We start from the raw sequence: 14435 nt of genomic DNA, 5'->3' as shown, positions 1-14435 counted from the left end.
GCCTGCGAGTAGCGCGTCCACCCACGCTCAGACACAGGATTTACCGATGTCCCTTGCCCACCACGCGGTTTTTCTCGACCACAGTTCACTCGACCTGGGTGATCTGGACATGACGCCTCTGCAGCAGGCATTCGCCGAGCTGACCCTGCATGCCGGCACCCAGCCGAGCGAAGTCATCGAACGCCTGCGCGACGCCCAGGTCGCCATCACCAACAAAGTCCCACTCGATGCCGCCACCTTCGCCGCCTGCCCCGAGCTGCGCCTGGTATTGGTCTCGGCCACCGGTACCAACAACATCGATCTCGCCGCCGCCCGCGCCCACGGCGTGGTGGTCAGCAACTGCCACGGTTACGGCACGCCGTCAGTGGCGCAGCACACCCTGATGCTGCTGCTGGCCCTGGCCACCCGCCTACCGGATTACCAGCGCGATATTCGCGCCGGCCGCTGGCAGCAGGCCAAGCAGTTCTGCCTGCTCGACCATCCCATCGTCGAGCTTGAAGGCAAGACCCTCGGCCTGCTCGGCCACGGCGAGCTCGGCGGCGCCGTGGCGCGTCTGGCCGAAGCCTTCGGCATGCGCGTGCTGCTCGGCCAGCTGCCTGGCCGCCCGCCGCGGGCTGACCGCCTGAGCCTGGATGAACTGCTGCCTCAGGTCGATGCCCTGACCCTGCACTGCCCGCTGACAGACGACACCCGCAACCTGATCGACGCCCGCGAACTGGCCCTGATGAAGCCGGGTGCCTTCCTGATCAACACCGCCCGTGGTGGTCTGGTCAACGAGCAGGCCCTGGCCGATGCGTTGCGCGCTGGTCACCTCGGCGGTGCCGCCAGCGACGTGCTGACCCAGGAGCCGCCGCGCGATGGCAACCCGCTGCTGGCCGAGGATATTCCGCGCCTGATCATCACCCCGCACAGCGCCTGGGGCAGCCGCGAAGCGCGCCAGCGGATCGTCGGCCAGCTGCTGGAGAATGCTGTCGGATTCGCCAGCGGTGCGCCCTGTCGCGTTGTCAGCTAAGCTGCGCGGCTTTTTCAAGGAGCATCCATGGACCCGCGAAGTGAAGTGCTGCTGCGTCAGGCCGGCCTGTTCGGCGGTGAGCTGTTGCTCGCCGGCCTACCGGCTGATGACTTGCTCGGTCACCTGCCCCAGGCTCACGGCTGGAGCTGGCATGCGGGTGAACAGGCACAACTGGCAGCACGCTTCGCCGGGCGCTGCTATTTCGGTGTAGAGCCGGGCGCCCGCGCCTGCGAAGCGGCCGTACTGTTCCTACCCAAGTCGCGTGAGCTCACCGATTACCTGCTCGCCAGCCTGGCCGCACGCTTGCCAGGCGCGCTGCTCTATCTGGTCGGGGAAAAACGTGCGGGTATCGAGCGCGCCGCCAAGCAACTGACCGCCTTCGGCAGCCCACGCAAACTCGACAGCGCCCGCCACTGCCAGCTTTGGCAAGTACGGGTCGATACCCCGCCAACGGCACCGGTACTGGAAAGCCTGGCCAGGCACTACAGCCTGCCGCTGAGCGATGGTGAGTTGCAGGTCGTCAGCCTGCCTGGGGTGTTCAGCCATGGCCGCCTGGACGTCGGCAGCGCCCTGCTGTTGCAGCATCTCGACGACCTGCCCAGCGGCCATCTGCTGGACTTCGGCTGTGGCGCCGGCGTCCTCGGCGCCACGCTGAAACGCCGCTACCCATCCAGCCAGGTGACCCTGCTGGATGTCGATGCCTTCGCCGTGGCCAGCAGCCGCCTGACCCTGGCGGCCAATGGCCTGGAAGCCAACGTGATCGCCGGTGACGGCATCGACGCGGCACCGTCCGGGCTCAGTGCGATACTCAGCAACCCGCCGTTCCACCAGGGCGTACACACCCACTACCAGGCCACTGAACACTTGCTGCGCCAGGCACGTGTACACCTGCTACCCCAGGGTGAGTTGCGCCTGGTGGCCAACAGCTTTCTCAAATACCCACCGCTGATCGAAACCCACCTGGGCCCGTGCCAGACCCTGACGGAGGCCAATGGCTTTCGCATCTACCGCGCTCGCGCTCGCTGAGCAGAAAATGCTGCTTGCCCACTCAGACGGCTTTGGGCAAAATGCGCCCGTCCTAGGGGAGTAGTCTCCCGCGAGCAGCCTCAAGCGCTGACTCGCCCGGTACGCGTCAACATACTTGGTCAGCAGACCATGGCGCGTACGACCCGAGGTCCTGCAAAAGGACCCGAGGTTTGACAAGACCTATGACACGCACACCTTACCCGGGGCGGGGAGGCTGTACGTGTCATAGCCGTGTCGACCCGCCCCCCAGGAAGCCTGATGCTTGAATCCCTGTTCGTCCCCACCCTGATCGTTGCCCTGGCCGAAATCGGCGACAAGACGCAATTGCTCGCCTTGCTGCTGGCGGCACGCTTTCGTCGCCCCTGGCCGATCATCTGGGGCATTGTGGTCGCCACCCTGGCCAACCACTTCGCCGCAGGTGCCATTGGCAACTGGGTTGCCAGTTTTTTCTCACCTGCGACCCTGAGCTGGATCCTCGCGGCCTCGTTCGTCGCGGTGGCCCTCTGGACCCTGGTGCCCGACAAACTTGATGACGATGAAAGCTCGAAACTCAAGCGCTTCGGCCCGTTCCTGACCACATTGATTGCGTTCTTCCTGGCCGAGATGGGCGACAAGACCCAGGTCGCTACGGTCATGCTCGCGGCGCAGTATCCGCACTTTGTCCTGGTGGTCATCGGCACCACGCTGGGCATGCTGATCGCCAATGTGCCCGTGGTACTGGCAGGTAACTTCGCTGCTGAAAAACTGCCGCTGACCCTGATCCGTCGCCTCGCCGCCTGCGCCTTCGCCGCCCTGGCGATCTACGCCAGCTACCAGGCACTGCATTTCAGCGGAATAATCTGACAGCTAATTGACGCCGATTGATTGTCACTTCGGCCAATGATTTTGAGGCAAGCCCGAACGATAAAATGAGCAAAAACTTGCTCACTTTCGTTACGGATACTTGTTATGTCATTGGATGACCATAAGAAGCTGGTATGCCAGCACATCGATCTGACCTGGAACAAGGGCCGCATGGCCCTGGCTGATCAGTTGCACACCCGTGATTTTCTCTACAAAAGCTCGTTTGTCGGCCACCCACTCAACAACGATGGCTTCGCTCGCCTGGTGCAGAATATTCGCCTGGCCATGCCGGACCTCGAAGTGATCGTTGAGGACTGCGTGGCCGAGGGCTACAAGGTCGTGACCTGGTGCACGCTGATTGGCACCATTCAGACCCCTGCCCTCGGCTACCCACCTAGCGACAAAGTCCTCAGTATCTCCGCCATGGCGTTCTGGAGGCTCACTCCGGCAAAAGAAATTCAGGAAATCTGCACCATGTTCGACATGGAAAGCTTCCGCGCCCAGCTCGGCCTGAAAACCCGACCTCTCGCCGAGAAAGCCTTGCCCTGAGGCTGTGGTTCAGCGGCTGCTGCGCGCCTGCTCGTAGAATGGCATGACCTTGGGAATGGCCGCCTGCAACGACGCAATACGGCTGGTCGACGACGGGTGAGTGCTCATGAACTCGGGCGGTGCGCCCTCGCTGGCCGAGGCCATTTTCTGCCACAGCGTAACGGCGGCATTGGGGTTGTAACCCGCCCGCGCCGCCAGCTCCAGACCAATCAGATCTGCCTCGTTCTCGTTACCGCGGCTATTGGGCAGGGTCAGGCTGTATTGCACCACGGTGTCGGCCATCGCCATACCACTCTCGCCCAATCCCAACAGTGCCCCGGCCCCTTGCTTGGCCATTGCCACACCATAGGCCTTGGACATCGCCTCGCGGCCGTGCTCGCGCAAGGCATGGGCCATTTCATGACCCACAATCGCGGCGATTTCGTCATCGGTGAGTTTGAGCTTGGTCATCAGACCGCTGTAAAAAATGATCTTGCCGCCTGGGCCACAGTTGGCATTGAGCTCAGGGCTGTCGATCAGATTGACCTCCCATTGCCACTGCGCTGCGTCGGGACGAAATACTGGCGCCTGCTTGATCAGGCGATCGGTAATTGTCTTGAGGCGCTTTGCATTGGCACTGCTGGCATCGAGCACACCCTTGCTCGACGCCTCACTCAGGGTCTGCTGGTACGACTGGGCATACATCTGGTTGACCTCAGCGGTCGACAACATGCCGAACATGTACTGCTTACGTTCCACCCCAACTGCGCCGCCGCTGGTGGTGTTTACGGCCTGACAGGCGCTTAGCAGCACTGCTGCCGCCAGGGTGCTCAAGGTCAACACGGATTTCATGTTCTATCTCCATATAAATGAACGCCGCCATTCTAGGGCCTGTTGACGTTTCGTTGCGAGACGCGTTGCAGAGTTGTAGAAAACTTGCGCTATAGCTATTGGCCAGCTTGTATCAGCACAGGGTCATTCAGGATTTCCCACCCCCCTGCCGATACAACGATGCACCCCACCGTTTGCTGGAGCTTGCCATGAAGCTTAAGTCCATCCAGTTTTCCGTCGCGGCCCTGGCCGGTGTCAGTGTGCTGGCAGTCGTCGCGGCGCTGGTGCTGTACGCCATGTTTACCAGCGGGCGAAACGAGGCACTGGTGCAAGCGCGCACCCAGGCATTGCTGGAGCAGGTTATCCAGCAGCGCCTGGTCAGCCTGGTGCAAACTCAGGTGCTGCAGATCCAGCGTGAACTCGACCTCCCCCTGCGAGTAACGGCCGACCTGGCGCATGCCAATGAGCTGCTGGGGTTGCAGGATGCCAACGGCAGCCCGCAACTCAATGCCAGCCGCGAAGAGCTGTCCAACCTGGTGCGCCAGACCACCGAACGCAACCCCAAGCTTCTCGGCAGCTACATCGGCTGGGAGCCAAACGCCTTCGATGGCAACGACGACCTCTACGCCGGCCCCAAGGAGAATGGCTACGACGGTACCGGCCGCTTTATCCCCTGGTGGTTTCGCAATAGCGACGGCAGCCTGGGTATCGACTCCCTCGGCACGCTGGAGAGTGAAACCCGCCTGCCCACCGGCGTGCGCGAAGGCGAGTATTACCTGTGCCCAAAAGAGCGCAAGCGCGCCTGCGTGATCGACCCAGCACCCTACGACGTGGGCGGCAAGACCATCATGCTTGCCTCTTTCACCACCCCCATCCTGGTCAACGGGGAGTTCCGCGGGATTGCCGGTGCGGATCTGGCGGTGAACTTCATTCAGGAGCTACTGCTCAACGCCGACCGTCAACTCTACGACGGCGCTGGCGAACTGGCTCTGATAGCCTCCAATGGCAGTATCGTCGCCTCGACCAAAGCGCCGGACAAACTCGGCTCCCCCGCCACGGCCCTGCTCGATGCCAACGAATTGGCCAACCTGGCAAACCTGCAGAGTGGCGAAGTGCAGTACGACATCGACGAGCAACCCGACCCCAGCCTGAACCACATCGAACTGTTCGCCAGCTTCACTATCGGCGAGACCGACCATCGCTGGGTGCTGATGCTGGTCATGCCACTGAATAAGGTCATGGCCGACCTGCACACCATGCAAAGCGATCTCACCACCCAGGCCCGCGCCAATACCTTCGGCATGACGATCGTCGGCCTGCTGGTGGCGGCCATAGGGCTGCTGGGCGTCTGGCTGGTGGGCCGTGGAATTGCCCGCCCGCTCAAGCAGATGGTTGCCATGCTCCAGGACATCGCCCAGGGCGAAGGTGACCTGACGCGTCGTCTGACGTCCGATCGAGCCGATGAACTCGGCGCGATCGCCAGCGGCTTCAACACCTTCCTCGGCAAGCTACAGGCGATGATCACCCAGGTGGTCAGTTCGGTGCAGAAGGTCAGCGACTCATCCGAGCACACAGCCGATATCGCCATTCGCACCAACCAGGGCGTGCAGAAACAGCTGGCCGAGATCGAACTGGTGGCCACCGCAGTGCACCAGATGACCGCCACCGCCCAGGATGTGGCACGCAACGCCACCCACGCTGCCGAAGCGGCCAACCACGCTGACCAGGCCGCGCAACACGGCATGCAGATCGTGCAGAACACCCGCCACGCGATTACTGAACTGGCGAGTGAAATTGGTCGGGCAGTCGGTGTGGTGCAGACCCTGGCCAAGGACAGCGAGAACATCAACGCCATCCTGGTGGCCATCCGCAGCATTGCCGAGCAGACCAACCTGCTGGCGCTCAACGCCGCCATCGAGGCAGCCCGTGCTGGCGAACAGGGCCGCGGTTTCGCCGTGGTCGCCGATGAGGTGCGCAACCTGGCGCAAAAGACCCAGCAGGCGACCCAGGAAATCCAGAGCATGATCCAGAACCTGCAAAGCGGTACCCGCGATGTGGTCAAGGTCATGGAGGACAGCCAGGGCAAGACTGCGATCAGCGTGCAGCAGGCCGGCGAAGCTGCTCAGGCCCTGGCGTCGATTACCCAGGCGGTTTCGGTGATCAACGACATGAACACGCAGATCGCCAGCGCAGCGGAACAACAGAGCGCAGTGGCCGAAGACATCAATCGCAACGTCACCAACATCGGCCAGGTCGCCAACGAGGTGGCCAGTGGCGCCGATGAAGCAAGCCAGGCGAGTGCCGAGCTCACCCGTCTGGCCGAGCAGCAACGACGCCTGATCAATCAGTTCAAGGTCTGAGCCGCGCGCGCCCGGCTATCAACCGGGCGTCAGGCACTCGGGCGCATCCAAGGTCGGGTCATTGACCAGATTGGCCAGTACCCGCTCACGCAGTGCTGGTTGCGGGCTGGCCAGCAGTGCGTGCAGCACCTCGACCGGGGTGTCTGGATCGAGCCAGGCGGCCTGCCCTGCCTCGTCCAGAATCAATGGCCGGCGCTGATTGGCCGCCGCCACGGTGATCACCGCCGCGCTCAGGTACACCGTGCCCGGTACCGGGTAGGCCTCCCATAACGCAGCAAAATACAGCGGGCTGGCATCTGCGCTCAGCCAATAAGGCCGCTTGCGCACCGCACCGCGCCACTCATAGAAGCCGTTGGCCGGTAACAGGCCGCGGCGCAAACGCAGGGCATCGCGAAACATCGGCTGTTCGGCCAGGGTTTCAGCCCGCGCATGGGCGGGTGTTTTCGACAGATCCTTGAGCCAGGCCGGGGTCAGCCCCCAACGTACCCGCGCCAGCTCGTTACGCCCCTCGACCTGACGCAGCAGCAGCACCTGAGCATGGGGCGACAGGCTCCAGTGCGGCTGTTGATCAGCGGGAAATCCTGGCAACGCAGCAAAGGCCGGCGTCCAGCGAAACAGGGCGTAGCGTCCACACATGGGCAAGCTCAACAGGCAAAGGCGACTCAGCAGAGCAGCACGCCCTGCACCTCGTCGGGCTCGTCACCCGGCAATGGCTGGGCGGCATTGTACGCATCGATCAACTGCCGCGCCCGCCCCACATCGGCATCGGCGACCGTCAAGGCGAGTAACCCACAGGCCGGCAACTCGCCCATGGCACCCACCAGATGGCGTCCAGTCAGGTGCGCACTGATGCCCTCACTGGCGAGCATGCCTTGCAGCAACTCGCCCTCCATCACGTCCTGGGGTTCGTAGATTCGCTGCATCAATCGTTCTCTCCACGCACATCCAGCGACCAGTCTTCGCCGTCGGTCTGCAAGTCGAAGACAATCGGACGGCAACACACCGGGCAGTCTTCGATGTATTGCTGGTCGCCTGCCGACAGGTCGAGCACTGCCTCGACCGGCTCGCCGCAGTACGGGCAGTCATAACCATGGGTTTCCAACATCGCGGCCTCCGTGTGACTTGTAGGTATAATTGCTGGTCTACTGCTGGCCCCTAACAGGCCGTTGAAAAACCACCTGTTAACCGGGACACCCCAACCTTCTGTCAACCGCAGCGAAAGAACAAGAGAGCATGATGGGCGCATTTGATGCCATCCGACCCTACGACGACGCCGAGGTGCCTGCGGTATTGGCGCGCCTGCTGGCCGACCCTGCGTTTCTCGACACCCTGACGCATTTTCGCTTCCCGCGCCTGGCCGGCGCACTGGGCTGGCTGCTCAAGCCGCTGATCGCCTATCGCCTGCGCCGCGAATTCGCCGACGTACACACCGTTGCGCTGCTGCAGGACAAACTCGAAAACTACGTCGATCACAGTATCGAGCAAGCCACCGACGGGGTGACTTACGCCGGCCTCGAGCACCTGCGGCATGGCAGTGCCCACCTGTTTCTGGCCAACCACCGTGACATCGTCATGGACCCGGCCTTCGTCAACTACGCGGTCTATCATGCAGGCTTACCCACACCCCGCGTAGCCATTGGCGATAACCTGCTGCAGAAGCCCTTCGTCAGTGATTTGATGCGCCTGAACAAGAGCTTCATCGTGCACCGCTCGATCAGCGGACGCCGAGAAAAGCTGGCGGCCTACCAACTGCTCTCTGCGTATATCAACCACTCGATTCGCGACGACGCACAATCGATCTGGATCGCCCAGGCCGAAGGCCGGGCCAAGGACGGCGACGACCGCACCGACTCGGCCATCCTCAAAATGTTCCATATGAGCCGCAAGCAGGAGCCTTTCGCTGAGGTGATTCAGGCCCTGCGTCTGACACCAGTATCGATCAGCTACGAATACGACCCGTGCGACCTGGCCAAGGCCCGCGAACTCTATATCCGCGCCAGTACCGGGAGTTACACCAAGACACCAGGAGAAGATGACCAGAGCATCGCCCTAGGCATCACCGGCTACAAGGGTCGCGTACACGTACAATTTGGTACGCCCATCCAGCAGGTACCGGAAGACGCCCGTCAATTGGCGCTGGCTGTCGATCAGCAGATCCTGGGCAACTACCGCCTGTTCCCGGTGCATTACCTGGCCTACGCAGCCTGGGCCGAGCGCGAACCAGCCCTGCCGGTCCCCGAGGCCGAGCAGCTGTTTAGCACTGAGGAGCTGGCCAAGGCCAAAGCACAATGGCAGAAACGCTTGGACAACTGCCCAGCGCCGCATCGCCCCTATCTGATTGGCCAGTACGCCATGCCAGTGCGCAACCAGTACCGGGTCAAGGCCGGGCTGCCTCTGTAACCCTCCGCACTCCAGACCTGGGGTCGTGACACAAATCAAATGTCGGTCAACGCCAGGCTCCGTGGGAGGAGCCGGGCGGCGTTCCGCTCTAGCCGCGACGCTTCCAGCGCTTTCGAGGATTATCGCGAGTAAAGGCTAGGCGCCCCCTTCGCTCCTACAGATAGCGACCAATTATGTGTGTCGTGACACTAGGATCTGTTGACGTTTCGTTCGCGGCCGCGCCGGAGCCAGTTTTAGCGCGAGGCAAGGCACGAGATGCGAAGTTTAGCCGGCTAAATGAGCCATCGAGAAACGCAGCATCGCGCTAAAACGGGCCCGGCCCTGCGGGTTGCGCGAAAAATCTCGCCATGCGGTGTTGGAGGACTTGGCAAGGGAACAACCATTCCCTGCGTCCTCCGCCTAGCGGAACGCCGCCCGGCCTGGCGAGATTTTTCGCAGCAACGCGGCTTGCGACGAAACGTCAACAGACCCTAGGCTGCCGCTCGACTGCCTGGTGTCACGAAGCAAGCCTTGTCCAAAACCAGCTCTGCGTGCTCAACCAGGACAACAGCAGCGCGCCAGACAGGCAGATGCTGGCGAATCGGTAAAAGAATCGATTTATACGCAACGTAGCGACATCGGCAGCCGCCACATCTGACCAGGACAGCTGAGGGTTTGCCAGAACAGGCACACGCTCGCGCAGACGTTGCTCGCGGATACGCGTAGCTAGCAGTAACCAACTGCCTGACAGGGCGAAAAACAATGCCAGGCCATTCAACGAACGAGCAGGACTGGCTAACACCACGGTCCACAACAGCTGTAACGTCATCACAAGCTCCAGGTGCGAACAGGCGCGCACCAAAACGGTAACCGAGTGCCCACATAGGGCCGCTGCGAATGCACCAAAGGCTCTGGGTCGGGCCTCAGCACAGGCCGCCGCAACAGCCATTCACACCTACGCGCCCCATAGCTGGGCACAAGACTGTGGCGGCCGCGCCGCAAAAACGCGCGCAGTGTACTGAAAGTGCTTTTTTAGACCTTCCCTTTCCGACGAGCGTAATGCGCTATCTCGAAACTGTCTTAAAACCGCAACCGGTCTGGCGCAGGACTTGATTGAACAAGCATGACTGCACGGTCAATACGTGCACACTGCTTTCTGGAGGAAATGCCATGCTCAATCCGCAACCGCTTGACCAGGATTACCTGATCGACTCGCTCGACGAAATCGACAGCCCCCTCGACGCGCTTTCGTTCAATGTGCAGGACCACCACTGGCTTGGCTATTGCGCCCTGGGCGGCCACGAGCATTACGACCTGCCCGATATCGACATGCACACCGGCTATGCACTGCCGGAGTTTTTCGCCCAGGCTGCCTAAGCATTCCCACAAAAAAGGCTGGAGGGTAGCAATACCGTCCAGCCTTTTCTTTATGCGACCTAAACCGCCCGCCTCACTCAGGCCAGTTCACCTGGCCCAAGGCTCACTGGCCGAGCATCTGGCCGATGGTCGGGTCCTTGAACGTGCGGGTCAACGCATCGCTGAGTACATCGCTGATCAGCTTGGTGTTGGCTTCCTGGTTTGGCGCCATACCAAAACGCTGGTTGAGCGACGCACCATAACGGCCACTGTAACGACGCGAGCTGTTCTGCACGTCGGCGCGGAAGGTGGCGGTGATGTCAGACTCGGTGACGTACAGACCTTCCTTCGGCGACTGATACTTGAGTTCAGCCAGGGTCAGGGTCAGTTGCGGCGCGTTATAGGCATTCGGCGACGGCGTAAAGCCCAGCAGGCGAACCGCAGCTTCTGCCTGAGCTTGCAGCTTTGGCAGGATGTCCTGGCCAGTTACGCTGATGGCGCTGGTTTCCGGGTAAAGGCCACCACGGGTGCCAAGCACCGGCGAAGGGCGACCGTCCGCCACACGCACCACCACCGGCTGACCCTGACCCACAGGTGTCAGAGTACCGATGAGGCGCGGTTGCGGGCTCAGTTGTTGCGGGCTGAGGGCACAACCGACCAGAGTCAGGCTGGCCACAGCAAGAAGACCAAACATCAGGCGATGCAGCATGCTCATTCTCCAAGGTGGGGGCGCAAAAAGTGGTCCGCAGTATACCCAGCGGCACCGGGACCTAACAGCGTCGCATACTAAGACTCAACAGCTACTGCGTGGGTTCCTGTCACGCCGCTGTCACAGCCGCCAGGCATAAGACTTTAGTCGTTGCCCGAAGCGGTTATTACGGATGACCTTACTGCGTTCATTGTTCGGCTCTCGCCCTCGCCAGCGCACCTTCGCCTATACCGACAGCACTGGTCGGTGCCCGGCTTTTCAGTGCTCAGCCCAGGCGCCACTAGGCCTTGGCTGGACTGAAGACGGTGAACAGCAACTCGCCTGGCTCAATCCTCCGCTGCCTACTCAAGCAAAAATCTCCTGATATGACGCCGGAGCTGATCCGTTACGCGGCGTTGCCTGCCTGACCGCAGCCAGAAGAAAAGTCACTTCGCGCAATCAATTTGCCTGCTTTGGCCTTATAATCGCGCCCCGATTATAAGGTCGTCTCCTGATCGGGCCTCGTCGTACCGCAGATGCCTCGGCATCCGCTCCCGCCCCAGAGAGTCGCCCACCTCGTGTTGCCCACTCCGGCAGCCGCTTGAGCCCCGCATTCCTCCTGAGCATCCATGCACGCAGGGGACATGTGCGGGCCATAAGCCGCCTGGCACACGAACTTTTTGAGGTTCACGGCTCCAAAAGAGCGTGAGAAAACGGGTTTAACAACTTCACAAGAGTGTGGCGAAAACATGAACGATCAGGTGGCTGGCAAACGCGGCATCCACTCCTCTCAACCCAGACAACACGGCGACAGCTGACCGCGCCAACTTCGCGTGGTCTTCGATCCTCGACGGTTACTGCTTTTTTCTGGAGACGTGGGAATGGCGCATAACGATTACCAAACTGTAGATGTGGTGCTGGTCGGCGCCGGCATCATGAGCGCGACCCTGGCTGTACTGCTCAAGGAAATCGACCCGAGCATCCAGCTCGAGGTGCTTGAGCAGATGGAAGCTGGCGCGGTAGAGAGCTCCAACCCCTGGAACAACGCAGGCACGGGCCATGCCGGCCTCTGCGAGCTGAACTACACGCCCGAAGCAGCGGACGGTTCGATCGATATCAAAAAGTCGGTGACCATCAACACCCAGTTCGAAGAGTCCAAGCAGTTCTGGGCTTATCTGGTGGAAAAAGGCACCTTCGGCTCGCCGAAAGCCTTTATCAACCCGATCCCGCACCTGAGCTTCGTGCGCGGGCAAAAAGGCATCGACTACCTGAAGAAGCGTTTTGCGGCGCTGAGCGTGCACCACGCCTTCAGCGACATGGAATACACCGAAGACCGCGCCACCATGGCCGAGTGGATGCCCCTGATGATGCCAGGGCGCGACCCGAACGAGCCGATCGCGGCGACCCGCGTGATGGCAGGTACCGACGTCAACTTCGGCAACCTGACCACGCGCATGCTTGAGCACCTCGGCCAACTGCCTGACGCGACCGTTCGCTGCCAGCAGAAGGTCACCGGCCTGCAACGCAACGCCGACGGCTGGCGCGTCAGCGTGAGCGACCTGCAGACAGGCGCCAAGCGGGAAATCCAGGCCAAGTTCGTCTTCCTCGGCGCCGGCGGCGCAGCGCTGTCGCTGCTGCAACAATCCGGCATTCCGGAAGGCAAAGGCTTCGGCGGCTTCCCGGTCAGCGGCCAGTGGCTGCGCTGCGACAACCCCGAAGTGGTCAAGCAGCACCAGTCCAAGGTTTACAGCCAGGCGGCGGTTGGTTCGCCGCCGATGTCGGTGCCACACCTGGACACCCGCGTGGTAGACGGCAAGACCTCGCTGTTGTTCGGCCCCTATGCCGGCTTCACCACCAAGTTCCTCAAGCGCGGCTCCTACCTCGATCTGCCGATGTCGATTCGCCTGAATAACATCGGGCCGATGCTCGCCGTGGCGCGGGACAACTTCGACCTGACCCGCTACCTGGTCAAGGAAGTGCTGCAGTCCGACGAGAAACGCCTGGAGACCTTGCGCGGTTTCTACCCGCAAGCCAAAGCCGAGGACTGGCGCCTGGAAATCGCTGGCCAGCGCGTGCAGATCATCAAGAAAGACCCGAAAAAAGGCGGCATCCTGCAATTCGGCACCGAACTGGTGGCCTCTCAGGACGGTACTCTGGCCGCCCTGCTCGGCGCCTCCCCTGGCGCCTCGGTGACGGTGTCGATCATGCTCGACCTGCTGCAACGCTGCTTCCCCGAGCAATTGCGCAGCGAACAGTGGCAAGCCAAGCTGGCCGAGATCTTCCCGGCAATGGGCACGGTGCTAGCCGCCGATGCCGAGCGCTACCGGGAAGTCCAGGCACGCTCCAACGCCCTGCTGCAGCTCGACGCCTGATCAGCGCCTGACGCGCACGACGAACGCCCTGCCAGGTTCTGCCTGGCAGGGCGTTCGCGCTTCAGGAGCTGAGGTCAGGCCGAGGTCGAGAGCGGGTAGAAGCTGAAGTAGCGATGCAGCGCATCGACCATGTCCACGTAATCCTGTGGCGCACTGAGCAACGCGAAGCCGGAGTCGTAGGTGCCCGGCGTGACATCCTCACGGCTCCACTGGCACGTTGCGCTGAAGTCGATGTAATGCGGCGCGTCCTTACCGGGAATTTTCAGGCGCATATCGAAGCGCGCACCCAGCAGCAGCGGCAACGAGCTGATCAACATCAAGCCGTCACGCGACACATTGCCGAGCGAGCCCATGGGCTTGTCGGTAATTCGGTTGAACACCTTGAGGAAATACGGCAATTGATGCCGTTCGATATGACGCTGGGCTGGCATGATGGCAAATCGCTAGACAAGTGCGGAGAGTATGGCCCGCAGGACGCCAACCGACCAGCTCAGGAGCAGTGTAGAGCCAGCTGATTGCGCAATTCGCGACGAGCGGCGTCGAGTTCGGCGTCACTGTAATAGCTGCGCTGACCATCGGCTTCGGCCTTGAAATAGCGCCGCCCCTCAGGCATTTGCGCCAGCCTGCTGCGCCACTCACTGCATTCGCGGGCCTTGCTCGCCTTGCGTTCAAAGGCTTGGGCCGCAGCCCTGGATTGCTCCTCGCGGCGCGCATCGTAGAAACGCTGGGTACGGACCTCGCGTTCGCGAGTAGCGGCATCGCGCTCGACCACCTGCGGTTCGACCGTCACGGCCTCGGCCGCCGCACTGCCTGGACGTTGGCCAAAATGCACCTGGCCGTTGGCGTCCACCCAACGATAGATCTCCGCGCTCGCCAACGCGGGCAGCAACAGCACACACCACAGTAACCGCATACCCCGTTCTCCCTGACCTGGCGTCCCAGTGTAGCCGCACGGGCTGGAGATAGGAGCCTGTCAGACTTAACACTGTCCTACTGCGGAAAAGCCGGATATGGCCATTTTTGCCGCTCTTTCTCGTTAA

16 protein-coding genes, 1 pseudogene and 1 riboswitch are annotated in these 14435 nt (G+C 61.9%); of the genes and pseudogenes, 9 read left to right on the top strand and 8 right to left on the bottom strand.

The window, feature by feature from the left end:
* Positions 1-46 precede the first annotated feature (46 nt).
* The 4 genes from BMW49_RS12240 (at position 47) to BMW49_RS12225 (ending at position 3430) form a co-directional block, all read left to right on the top strand.
* A complete protein-coding gene (locus BMW49_RS12240; RefSeq protein ID WP_069520078.1) occupies positions 47-1012 on the top strand; it encodes a 2-hydroxyacid dehydrogenase in 966 nt (321 codons plus the stop codon).
* A gap of 27 nt (positions 1013-1039) precedes the next feature.
* Positions 1040-2038 carry a class I SAM-dependent methyltransferase gene (locus tag BMW49_RS12235; protein WP_069520079.1) on the top strand — a complete coding sequence of 333 codons (999 nt, stop codon included), beginning with the start codon at positions 1040-1042 and terminating at the stop codon, positions 2036-2038.
* A 43-nt stretch (positions 2039-2081) separates the two neighbouring features.
* Positions 2082-2210: riboswitch (yybP-ykoY riboswitch) on the top strand.
* Between the two features lie 86 nt (positions 2211-2296).
* Positions 2297-2881 (top strand): TMEM165/GDT1 family protein, encoded by a 585-nt coding sequence (locus BMW49_RS12230; protein WP_069520080.1) that lies wholly within the window; start codon positions 2297-2299, stop codon positions 2879-2881.
* A 105-nt stretch (positions 2882-2986) separates the two neighbouring features.
* On the top strand, positions 2987-3430 hold the full coding sequence (locus tag BMW49_RS12225; protein WP_069520081.1) for a ketosteroid isomerase-related protein: 444 nt from the start codon (positions 2987-2989) through the stop codon (positions 3428-3430).
* Positions 3431-3439: 9 nt separating this feature from the next.
* Here BMW49_RS12225 and BMW49_RS12220 read toward each other — a convergent pair whose 3' ends face one another.
* A complete protein-coding gene (locus BMW49_RS12220; protein WP_069520082.1) occupies positions 3440-4261 on the bottom strand; it encodes a M48 family metallopeptidase in 822 nt (273 codons plus the stop codon).
* Between the two features lie 188 nt (positions 4262-4449).
* On the opposite strand from BMW49_RS12220, the pseudogene BMW49_RS25615 reads away from it, so the two are divergent.
* A pseudogene (locus BMW49_RS25615) lies at positions 4450-5745 on the top strand (methyl-accepting chemotaxis protein); the annotation flags it as partial.
* A gap of 12 nt (positions 5746-5757) precedes the next feature.
* Positions 5758-6600 (top strand): methyl-accepting chemotaxis protein, encoded by an 843-nt coding sequence (locus BMW49_RS25610; RefSeq protein WP_425272763.1) that lies wholly within the window; start codon positions 5758-5760, stop codon positions 6598-6600.
* A gap of 18 nt (positions 6601-6618) precedes the next feature.
* On the opposite strand, the gene BMW49_RS12210 is transcribed toward BMW49_RS25610, so the two are convergent.
* From BMW49_RS12210 to BMW49_RS12200, 3 genes are read right to left on the bottom strand one after another with little or no spacing between them, the layout of a single operon-like run.
* Positions 6619-7236 (bottom strand): SOS response-associated peptidase, encoded by a 618-nt coding sequence (locus BMW49_RS12210; RefSeq protein WP_069520084.1) that lies wholly within the window; start codon positions 7234-7236, stop codon positions 6619-6621.
* 26 nt (positions 7237-7262) lie between these two features.
* Positions 7263-7523, bottom strand: a complete 261-nt coding sequence (locus tag BMW49_RS12205) for a putative signal transducing protein (protein WP_069520085.1) — start codon at positions 7521-7523, stop codon at positions 7263-7265.
* Positions 7523-7705 carry a CPXCG motif-containing cysteine-rich protein gene (locus tag BMW49_RS12200; RefSeq protein ID WP_069520086.1) on the bottom strand — a complete coding sequence of 61 codons (183 nt, stop codon included), beginning with the start codon at positions 7703-7705 and terminating at the stop codon, positions 7523-7525. Before BMW49_RS12200 ends, BMW49_RS12205 begins: the two co-directional genes overlap by 1 nt.
* A gap of 131 nt (positions 7706-7836) precedes the next feature.
* Between BMW49_RS12200 and BMW49_RS12195 the strand changes: the two genes are divergently transcribed.
* Positions 7837-9000, top strand: a complete 1164-nt coding sequence (locus tag BMW49_RS12195) for a 1-acyl-sn-glycerol-3-phosphate acyltransferase (RefSeq protein ID WP_170829064.1) — start codon at positions 7837-7839, stop codon at positions 8998-9000.
* Between the two features lie 496 nt (positions 9001-9496).
* Here the strand turns inward: BMW49_RS12195 and BMW49_RS12190 are convergent, their stop codons facing one another.
* Positions 9497-9808, bottom strand: a complete 312-nt coding sequence (locus BMW49_RS12190) for a hypothetical protein (RefSeq protein ID WP_069520088.1) — start codon at positions 9806-9808, stop codon at positions 9497-9499.
* A gap of 341 nt (positions 9809-10149) precedes the next feature.
* On the opposite strand from BMW49_RS12190, the gene BMW49_RS12185 reads away from it, so the two are divergent.
* Positions 10150-10356, top strand: a complete 207-nt coding sequence (locus BMW49_RS12185) for a hypothetical protein (RefSeq protein ID WP_069520089.1) — start codon at positions 10150-10152, stop codon at positions 10354-10356.
* Positions 10357-10459: 103 nt separating this feature from the next.
* On the opposite strand, the gene BMW49_RS12180 is transcribed toward BMW49_RS12185, so the two are convergent.
* Positions 10460-11044 carry a YajG family lipoprotein gene (locus BMW49_RS12180; RefSeq protein ID WP_069520090.1) on the bottom strand — a complete coding sequence of 195 codons (585 nt, stop codon included), beginning with the start codon at positions 11042-11044 and terminating at the stop codon, positions 10460-10462.
* A gap of 860 nt (positions 11045-11904) precedes the next feature.
* Here BMW49_RS12180 and mqo point away from each other — a divergent pair.
* Complete coding sequence (gene mqo / locus BMW49_RS12170) at positions 11905-13395, top strand: malate dehydrogenase (quinone) (protein ID WP_069520091.1); 1491 nt, start codon at positions 11905-11907, stop codon at positions 13393-13395.
* Between the two features lie 74 nt (positions 13396-13469).
* Here the strand turns inward: mqo and BMW49_RS12165 are convergent, their stop codons facing one another.
* On the bottom strand, positions 13470-13826 hold the full coding sequence (locus BMW49_RS12165; RefSeq protein ID WP_069520092.1) for a PilZ domain-containing protein: 357 nt from the start codon (positions 13824-13826) through the stop codon (positions 13470-13472).
* Positions 13827-13885: 59 nt separating this feature from the next.
* Positions 13886-14308: a DUF4124 domain-containing protein gene (locus BMW49_RS12160; RefSeq protein ID WP_069520093.1), complete on the bottom strand. Its 423-nt coding sequence runs from the start codon at positions 14306-14308 to the stop codon at positions 13886-13888.
* Positions 14309-14435 lie beyond the last annotated feature (127 nt).

Origin of the sequence: Pseudomonas cuatrocienegasensis (assembly GCF_900110925.1) — a bacterium.
Lineage (GTDB): Bacteria > Pseudomonadota > Gammaproteobacteria > Pseudomonadales > Pseudomonadaceae > Aquipseudomonas > Aquipseudomonas cuatrocienegasensis.
Note: the sequence above shows the minus strand (reverse complement) of the source record. Positions and strands in the feature narration are given on the sequence as shown.

Bases quoted from the DNA above. Each gene is read 5' to 3' on its own strand.
- BMW49_RS12240 (WP_069520078.1), top strand. From the start codon at position 47: ATGTCCCTTGCCCACCACGCGGTTTTTCTCGACCACAGTTCACTCGAC.
- BMW49_RS12235 (WP_069520079.1), top strand. From the start codon at position 1,040: ATGGACCCGCGAAGTGAAGTGCTGCTGCGTCAGGCCGGCCTGTTCGGC.
- BMW49_RS12230 (WP_069520080.1), top strand. From the start codon at position 2,297: ATGCTTGAATCCCTGTTCGTCCCCACCCTGATCGTTGCCCTGGCCGAA.
- BMW49_RS12225 (WP_069520081.1), top strand. From the start codon at position 2,987: ATGTCATTGGATGACCATAAGAAGCTGGTATGCCAGCACATCGATCTG.
- BMW49_RS12220 (WP_069520082.1), bottom strand. From the start codon at position 4,261: ATGAAATCCGTGTTGACCTTGAGCACCCTGGCGGCAGCAGTGCTGCTA.
- BMW49_RS25610 (WP_425272763.1), top strand. From the start codon at position 5,758: ATGATCACCCAGGTGGTCAGTTCGGTGCAGAAGGTCAGCGACTCATCC.
- BMW49_RS12210 (WP_069520084.1), bottom strand. From the start codon at position 7,236: ATGTGTGGACGCTACGCCCTGTTTCGCTGGACGCCGGCCTTTGCTGCG.
- BMW49_RS12205 (WP_069520085.1), bottom strand. From the start codon at position 7,523: ATGCAGCGAATCTACGAACCCCAGGACGTGATGGAGGGCGAGTTGCTG.
- BMW49_RS12200 (WP_069520086.1), bottom strand. From the start codon at position 7,705: ATGTTGGAAACCCATGGTTATGACTGCCCGTACTGCGGCGAGCCGGTC.
- BMW49_RS12195 (WP_170829064.1), top strand. From the start codon at position 7,837: ATGGGCGCATTTGATGCCATCCGACCCTACGACGACGCCGAGGTGCCT.
- BMW49_RS12190 (WP_069520088.1), bottom strand. From the start codon at position 9,808: ATGACGTTACAGCTGTTGTGGACCGTGGTGTTAGCCAGTCCTGCTCGT.
- BMW49_RS12185 (WP_069520089.1), top strand. From the start codon at position 10,150: ATGCTCAATCCGCAACCGCTTGACCAGGATTACCTGATCGACTCGCTC.
- BMW49_RS12180 (WP_069520090.1), bottom strand. From the start codon at position 11,044: ATGCTGCATCGCCTGATGTTTGGTCTTCTTGCTGTGGCCAGCCTGACT.
- mqo (WP_069520091.1), top strand. From the start codon at position 11,905: ATGGCGCATAACGATTACCAAACTGTAGATGTGGTGCTGGTCGGCGCC.
- BMW49_RS12165 (WP_069520092.1), bottom strand. From the start codon at position 13,826: ATGCCAGCCCAGCGTCATATCGAACGGCATCAATTGCCGTATTTCCTC.
- BMW49_RS12160 (WP_069520093.1), bottom strand. From the start codon at position 14,308: ATGCGGTTACTGTGGTGTGTGCTGTTGCTGCCCGCGTTGGCGAGCGCG.